Source organism: Paraburkholderia sp. BR10923 (assembly GCF_040948765.1).
In the GTDB taxonomy this organism is placed as follows: Bacteria; Pseudomonadota; Gammaproteobacteria; order Burkholderiales; family Burkholderiaceae; genus Paraburkholderia; species Paraburkholderia youngii.
The window spans coordinates 381,659-389,149 of record NZ_JBFPKO010000009.1 but is presented as its reverse complement, the minus strand read 5'-3'; the positions used below and the strand labels follow the sequence as shown (position 1 = coordinate 389,149).

Here is a 7,491-nt window from a genome sequence, read left to right as displayed (position 1 = left end):
CCATGCCGTAATGCTCGAGCAGCGCGGTATAGCGGACCGTGAAGTCGTCCTGTTCCTGCAGATTCCTGAACGCCGCCGACAGACTGTCGGTGCGGTGTTCCCGTGGGCATCCGCCGGCCTGCCACAATGCATTCTGCAAGCCTTGGGAGAGCGCTTCAAAGCTCTCGCCCCCATCGACGACACAGGCGTATTCCCAGTGCGAGAACGCGAGCACAAAGTGGTACAGCCGGTGGGCGAACGGCACGCCGGTGATCGTGATGCCGAGGCCGCCCATATCGGTGAAGTCCGACAGCCCCTGTGCGCCAGGCAGATGTTCCTGGGGAAAGAAGACTTCCTTGCCTGGCCCCTCAAGGGCACGCCACTGGCTAACGCGTCGCTCCAGCGTACGCCGCATGCTGTCGGGGAACTGGCCCGGATGGGTCTCCTGCAGCTTGCCCAGCAGCGTGATGGCCTTCAGCCCGGGGACGCTGCGCAGCAGAGGCAGCACCTCACTCTCCCAGACCTCGGCAAACGGATCGGGGCGAGTGCGCCAATCGCGATGCGGCTTCTGCGACGGTAACCGGCCATCGCGTTCAATTCGCCGTGCCGTGCGCGAACTCATGCCCGATTTGGCAGCAGCGACTTCCTGAGTGTGATGTTTGCGCTTGCTCATATAGAGGCGGACCTGCTGGTCCGTGATTCGGGTTCCGGACATGGCTGTTCGCTTCTTCTTGAACGCGATCAGCCATCCTATGACCCCATCATCCCGGCGCCGCCGGTGGTGCGTCGTCTCCGGCGGCTACGCCGCCTCCGACTCCGCACCACCGGCCAACACAATCGTCAATCGACCGGACAAGATAATTGTCGGCGCCCAGGCACCCAAGTGCCGACATGGATCGTGCTAGTAAGGATGCCGCGCCGACCGCGTCCGTTTAGCGGCGGACGCTTTCAATGCCGGACTCGCGGATTTGCCCGGCGTCGGCCCAGCAACGCCTACTTCGACGCTTTACCAACTTGAGTACACGCGTTGCAAGACGTCGTGGACCGCGGGGTGACGCGTTGTTTTTACGTCTAGAAGCAACGGGCAGCGGCACTGCGGCATCACCCCCAGTCCTCTGTGCCGCAGACAACCGCTGCGGTCGCATGTCGGTGCGAGGGGGCGGCTTACCCTCCTATTGCCGACTTTGAGACAACGGCGATGCGAGCGTCGCCTATGGGTCGTAAGTACGCGTTCGCCGATGTGAGAGTCGCGGTTCTGGAGCCGGCTCGGGCGAACGGCCGGTCAGCACCGTGCAGCCGCCCGATGAGGATCGGTAGCTGAGCGTCCACAATGGCCGATCAGTCGCCGGCCGGCTCAGTTCGGTAGCTGTGACCTGACGGTATCGCAGACGGTATCGATCTCCGATGTCATCTGGAGATGTATGGCTCAGACGATCTTTCTTAAGCAGGTGGCGCTGATTGTCCGATGCGGCCCACCTAAGGCTGTTGAGTGCCGGGCGAGAATGCCGGTATCGCTGACGGTATCGGCGGGCGCTATGTGGACCCGGGGCAGGCCCAGCGTTGGGCTTGCGGCAGGTGGCTGTTAATTGAATGGGAATGCTCGACTCCCGAGCGATACTGCACCAGACAATCAAGAGGAGTCGGTTGCAATTGATCTGGCGAGAAGAATGGGTAGGATCATGGGTAGAGGCCGATCCGTAACGGTGGGAGTCAAACCTGGCGGGGCATTGCAGCCGGCAGTGCGATGCTGCTGCCTTCCGCCATAAGAATATCGACTCGCAGCATAGAGCCCAGTCCTGCCAACGCCCACGCGCGTCGCCCTAACGGGTCAGACTATATCCGACAGGCAATCACGGCCTCAGCCAGCCACGGCTGATCGGCCATGCGAGCAGCGCACGATAGAGCGTGACCGCCAGATCTGTCATCGCCGTGCCGCCCGTTTGCCACAGCCGCGCAATTGCCGCATAAGCGATGCACGCGACGGCCACTGCCCCGATCATGTCGAGCGGAAAATGCACGCCGAGAAACACGCGTGCCCACGCGACGATGATACCCGCAACGAGCGTCATGCCACCGAGCCAGCACATCCGCCCGAAGAGCAGCGGCAGCGCGATGCTGGCAAAGAGGGTGGCGTGATCGCTTGGGAACGACGAATCGGGCACATGCGCCAGGAACGTGTGGCCGAGCCCGATCATGAACGGGCGGGGGTGCTGCCAGACGAGACCGATCAACTGGTTGACGCCGAGCGCCAGCAGCGCGACGCAGCAGGCACGCAGGGCCAGCTCGCGCCGCTGGTGGTCCCCGGAAAGCCACATCATCACCAGCATGAGGGGCACTAACCAGATCAGATAATTTGCAGAGACGAGCGCCGTGCTGACCAGCCATCCCGGCGTTGCCGGCGTGCCGTTGATCATCAGGAAGAGCGCGTGGTTGAATGCTTCGATGGTATTCATTGCGTCGTTTTGTGCTGAAGATGAAGAGTGCGTCAGCCGCCGTGCGTCTGCGGCTGCGGCGCTTGGCTACACATGACAAGCGGCACCGCAGCGAGCGCGCCATGCTCGCGAGATTGGACACGCCGAAAGCGGCCGTAGGGTAGTGCGGCGAAACCTTCCCGGCGCAGGCCGAGTCTTAGTCCATTGCCGATCAGCGGATCGTCCTTGGCCAGCAGTATTCGCATCCGTCGTCATCCTGTTCCCGCCGGTTCCGTGACGCGGCGTCGCAAGCTTACCGGCCGGAAGGTTAACACTGCATTAAGGGGGGACACCGCGCAGCGTCGCCTTCACTCTGGCTTCAGCCTCGGGTCCGTAGACTGCTTTCTGTCGCGACCACGATGTCGCCCGTACAAGGAGAACCAATGAAGAAGCTCATTGTTGCCTGCCTGATCGCCACGTCCACCGCAGAGGCTCACGCGGTATGCACAGGCCCTGGTGTCGAAGCGACGGCCACGACGGTCCAACAGCTTCGCGACGCAGGCAGGGAAGACCAACGCATCGCACTGCGCGGCCATATCGTGAAATCCATCGGCGACGAAAAGTACCAGTTCGCCGACAGCACGGGAGAGCTGCCGGTCAAGATCGACCACAAACACTGGCCGGCCGCACAGCCGGTGAATCAGACGGGCACCATCGAGCTGACCGGCAAGTACGACAAGGAAATCGTCGGCGCATCAAAGGCCAAGGTCTATGACATCAAGGTGGTGCAGTAATGGTTGCCGGCCCCCTGCACACGTCCCGGCTGTTTGCACGGGAATGGGCGACGGCGCCCTGGTCGGTCGGCGCGATCTGCCCGAGCTCACGGCGACTCGCCGCGCGCCTCGCGCGGGAGGTGCCGGCGGGCAACGGTGTGGTCATCGAACTCGGTGGCGGTACCGGCGCGGTCACGCACGCGTTGCTCGAAAGCGGCGTGCCAACCGACCGGCTGATCGTCGTAGAGCGCTCCCCTACCTTCGTGCAGCATCTGCGCGGGCGATTCCCGGATGTGCCGGTCATGCACGCCGACGCTGCCCGCCTGGCCTGGTGCCTGCCACTGGACCTGCGCGTCGACGCGATCGTGTCGTGCCTTCCCTTGCGCTCATTGCCTCATCGCGAGGTGGATGAGATTGTCGACCAGTGGCGGCAGGTCCTGCGTCCTGGTGGTGTCGTGATTCTGTTCACCTACGATATCCGGCCGGATCGAAACGTCGTGAATGCCGGTGGGATGGGCGACTTTGTGATGCTGTCGAGCCGGATCATCTGGGCTAACCTGCCGCCGGCCCGTGTCGTGACGATGCAACTTTGAGCGGCACAACACGCGGCGGGAGCACCTCGCATCTGCATTGCCAGGACTACCCTTCTTCCGCTTCCCGCACGACGAGCGGCGGTAGCGGGCAGCCGAGCGTATCGCAGATGGCGCGGAGCAGCTCCGCTTCGCGGACGGTGACCTGCTGGTTTGCCAGGATGCAGGCCGCGCAGGCGGCGACGATCCGGCGCTTGATGGCTGGGACCGATTGATTGAGCGTTTGCAGGGCCGCGTCGAATCCGGCGAGGGAGCATTCTTCGCGAGGCCGCAAGCGGTAGGCGTGCTCGCCGCCGATGTAGCCGCGCATGCCCCCATCGAAAGCCCGCGCGGCCTGGTCGGTTTCCGGTTGGCCTTCCCAGGCCAGTAGCGCCAATACCGTTGCCACCGGGTGCGCGAGGCTCTGCAGGGAACTGCGCATTGCACGCGCCGGGCGCTGCGGGAGGAATTGGGCGTCGAGATGGCGATGCAGTACACAGCGAAGCGTGTACTCGAACAAGCTCAGCCGCTGGTCGGCGATCATTAGCATCTCGACCTGAGCGCGGAATGAATGATGCTGCCGCGGCGACATCTGCCGCAGTGCTGGCAGGCTCAGGTCCAGAAGGGGCAGCCGATGCGTGTCCGGCAAAGCCTGGACAGGGGCGATCAGCCGCAGGGTTTCGGCAAAGTCCTGAGGCTCAGCGCCGGCTTTCAGCCGGGTCAGCTGGAGTTCCCGCAGGTCCGACCCCGGGTCCATGAGGAGGGCGTAGACCAGGGCGCGAGCACTGAACGGCTCCTGGGCGGCGACCCGGAGCACGTCTGGTATACCGTCGTGTAACCCCTGCGCATAGCTAATCAGTTCCGGATCGATGTGGCCGACCCGGGATGCTGTTTCGTCGGCGAGCCCCAGGACCGGCACCGGCACCTGCGGAAGCCCCGGTAACGTAGGAGCCCCGCCGAACGGCGGGGCACGGCTGGGCCGGGGGCCTTCAGGTTCTTCCCGATCGACACCTACCGGCCGCACCTCCGGGAACCGGCCGTCGAACTGGGGATTGAGCCGGCGGATGCGCTCGACGAGGGGCGGGTGGGTAGCTAGCATTCCGGCGAGACCCTCGCCAGCGAAGGCGTTGGCGAAAAACATGTGGCCGGCCTCTGCGGCTTGGGGGTTGCCGATGCGTGAGCCCTCAGCCAGCCCACCGATCTTCTTGAGCGCCCCGCCGATTCCGTCGGGGTTGCGCGTGAACTGGACGGCACTGGCGTCGGCCAGGTACTCGCGCTGCCGCGACACCGCCGCCATGATCAGCCGACCGAAAAATGCTCCCACGAGGCCCAGCACAAACACGCCCAGGCCCAGCAGCACCATGCCGCCCTGGGCATTCTGCCTTCCCGACGAGCGTCCTCTGGAAGTGAACATGAGGCCGCGGCCGATGATGGACAACACCATGATCCCGAAGATCAGGCCGATTAGCCGGATGTTGAGTCGCATGTCGCCGTTGAGGATGTGGCTGAACTCGTGGGCCACCACGCCCTGGAGCTCGTCGCGGGTCAGGTAGTCGAGGCAGCCCTGCGAGACGGCGACCACGGCGTCTCCCGGAGCGTAGCCGGCCGCGAAGGCATTGATCCCGGGCTCATCCAGAACATAAACGGGGGGTACCGGCACTCCCGCAGCGAGGGCTATCTCCTCGACGACGTTGAGCAGCCGTTTCTGCCGCGGGTCGGTGGTCGTGCCGGGCACCTCCACACCGCCCAACATCAGGGCGACGGCCTGGCCGCCGGAAGCGAGTTGGCTCACCTTGAATGCGCTGGCACCGCCGACCACAAGGCCCACCCCCAGCGCCGCGAACAGGAGCATCTCCGGCTGCCACCAGGACACCGGCGCGTGGGCGTCATACGTGCTGAGCGCCACTAGCAGCCCGTAGACCAGGGCGATCAGTATCAGGATCGCCAGGACGAAATAGACCACCAGCTGAAAGGTCTTGCGTCGGGCCGAATCCTGCTGCTGAAAGAAATTGGTGGTCACGGTCAGAGCGGCATGGGGAGCATGAGACGCATAGAGCGATGCAGTCCCGGCTTACCGGAACGACACTTTGGGCGCTGCGCGCTCGGTCTCCGCGGTTTCCAATAGCGTCGCCTGCCTGAAGCCGAACATGCCGGCCACCGTAACCGCCGGGAACACCTCCCGCCGGATGTTGTACTCGGTGGCGGCATCGTTGAACGCTTGCCGGGCGAAGCCGACCTTGTTCTCGGTCGAAGTCAGCTCTTCCTGCAAGGCGAGCATGTTCTGGTTGGCCTTGAGGTCCGGGTATGCCTCGGAGAGGGCAAAGAGCCGGCCCAGGACGCCGCCCAGCTGAGCCTCGGCCTGGTTGAACCCCTTAATGGCCGCCGGGTCGCTGGGGTTGGCGGCGACTTTTTGCTCGGCAGCCATCGCGCTGTTGCGGGCCTTGATGACGGCGTCGAGCGTCTCCCTTTCGTGGCCCATATAGCCCTTGACCGCTTCGACCAGGTTCGGAATCAGGTCATAGCGCCGCTTGAGCTGCACATCGATCTGCGCGAAGGCGTTCTCGAAGCGCTTCCGGGCAACCACCAGCCCGTTGTAGATGCCCATTAGCCAGAGCGCAAGCAACAGCCCGATGCCCAGGAGCACGAGCAGGGTGACGATGACGGGACTCATTGGCCGTGACCTCCGACGAGAGCACTGCTGGTTTGGACCATCGCACGACTATGGAAACAGGATAAACGAAATGGCGTTCAATTCAATCAAGTCGGGATGCCGATACAAGCAAAACGGCGGAGATTCATGCGCTGCCGCTCGCCGCTAATCCAGTTGCGGCGAGGCCAGAACAGCATCGCCGGTTGAGTCGGTGTATGTATTCAGTCATCCCGCCGATCCGCCGGGAGATTATGGTTAGTTATCGTCGATCTGGCTAACTGGTCACGAACTCGACCTGACGATATGTGCTTTCCGGGTCAAACTGTCAAGGTGCGCGTCGATGCCTCATGACCCGCGCGAAGAACAATGCGGTTGCGCTCGAACATCTCCGCCCAACCTTTGGGCGACACCATATAGTTGCTGCAATCGCCATACTCGACGATCGAGTCGCTGAAGATTTCGGAGCCGCGATACGAAAAAGCCTCGAAACCTGGCTTGTTCGTCGCGAACAAATCGAACTGCGTGCGCGGCAGAAGCGCCGAGAGCACACGTTGAATCTCGATGCATTGATCGGGTTGAATGTCGCCGTAATCGCCATTCAAATACACCGGATCGTTGCCGCATCTGTTTCGAACGAACAACACCACTTTGCCGTCCAGTTCGTTGACGAAGCGATCAATTCTCCGGGCATATTTCTTCCGCAAATCCGGAAGCTGCTTTTCGACGTCGTCCACAATCACGCGACCTTCTTCATCTCTCGCGAAATCGTGGTGATACATGAGATTGAACCGCGTATCGACGACGGTGCCTCGATCCGCAGGAATAGCCAGATGCGACGGCTCGAACAGGCCGCTGAATCGCGCACCGAGAACGTCGAGCAGAGCTTGGAAGGGCGTCATCCACCAATCGAACGGATAAGCCGTTCGCGTCTCGAAGTGATGGCGGATATTCCAGGTCACTTCGCAATTCGAGCCAATGCTTATGACCCGATCGTATGATCGGACGCGCGGATTCTTTCGGTTAAAGACGGCGAATTTCTCGAGGAACTTTAGCTTGGCTTGCATGAAAGTTTCGGCGGCAATGCATATCGCACCGGAACTTTAAGTAAA

At 62.7% G+C, this 7,491-nt stretch carries 7 protein-coding genes and 1 pseudogene; 2 read left to right on the top strand and 6 right to left on the bottom strand.

Going from position 1 to position 7,491, the window contains the following annotated elements:
• The 3 genes and pseudogenes from AB3X94_RS20075 to AB3X94_RS20065 all read right to left on the bottom strand — a co-directional run.
• Nucleotides 1-694: pseudogene (locus AB3X94_RS20075) on the bottom strand (IS21 family transposase); the annotation flags it as partial.
• Between the two features lie 1,135 nt (nt 695-1,829).
• Nucleotides 1,830-2,432 carry a phosphatase PAP2 family protein gene (locus tag AB3X94_RS20070; protein ID WP_368612472.1) on the bottom strand — a complete coding sequence of 201 codons (603 nt, stop codon included), beginning with the start codon at nt 2,430-2,432 and terminating at the stop codon, nt 1,830-1,832.
• 32 nt (nt 2,433-2,464) lie between these two features.
• On the bottom strand, nt 2,465-2,656 hold the full coding sequence (locus AB3X94_RS20065; RefSeq protein WP_368612471.1) for a hypothetical protein: 192 nt from the start codon (nt 2,654-2,656) through the stop codon (nt 2,465-2,467).
• Between the two features lie 177 nt (nt 2,657-2,833).
• Between AB3X94_RS20065 and AB3X94_RS20060 the strand changes: the two genes are divergently transcribed.
• Both AB3X94_RS20060 and AB3X94_RS20055 read left to right on the top strand, forming a co-directional pair.
• Nucleotides 2,834-3,184: a NirD/YgiW/YdeI family stress tolerance protein gene (locus AB3X94_RS20060; protein WP_368612470.1), complete on the top strand. Its 351-nt coding sequence runs from the start codon at nt 2,834-2,836 to the stop codon at nt 3,182-3,184.
• Entirely contained in the window at nt 3,184-3,756 is a 573-nt protein-coding gene (locus AB3X94_RS20055) for a class I SAM-dependent methyltransferase (protein WP_176107363.1), read from the top strand. The genes AB3X94_RS20060 and AB3X94_RS20055 overlap by 1 nt, the downstream gene beginning before the upstream one ends.
• Nucleotides 3,757-3,802: 46 nt before the next feature.
• On the opposite strand, the gene AB3X94_RS20050 is transcribed toward AB3X94_RS20055, so the two are convergent.
• From AB3X94_RS20050 to AB3X94_RS20040, 3 genes are all read right to left on the bottom strand, one after another.
• Nucleotides 3,803-5,752 carry a M48 family metallopeptidase gene (locus AB3X94_RS20050; protein WP_368612469.1) on the bottom strand — a complete coding sequence of 650 codons (1,950 nt, stop codon included), beginning with the start codon at nt 5,750-5,752 and terminating at the stop codon, nt 3,803-3,805.
• 51 nt (nt 5,753-5,803) lie between these two features.
• Complete coding sequence (locus AB3X94_RS20045) at nt 5,804-6,403, bottom strand: LemA family protein (RefSeq protein ID WP_176120486.1); 600 nt, start codon at nt 6,401-6,403, stop codon at nt 5,804-5,806.
• A 296-nt stretch (nt 6,404-6,699) separates the two neighbouring features.
• On the bottom strand, nt 6,700-7,446 hold the full coding sequence (locus AB3X94_RS20040) for a DUF1796 family putative cysteine peptidase (protein WP_368612468.1): 747 nt from the start codon (nt 7,444-7,446) through the stop codon (nt 6,700-6,702).
• Nucleotides 7,447-7,491: the final 45 nt, after the last annotated feature.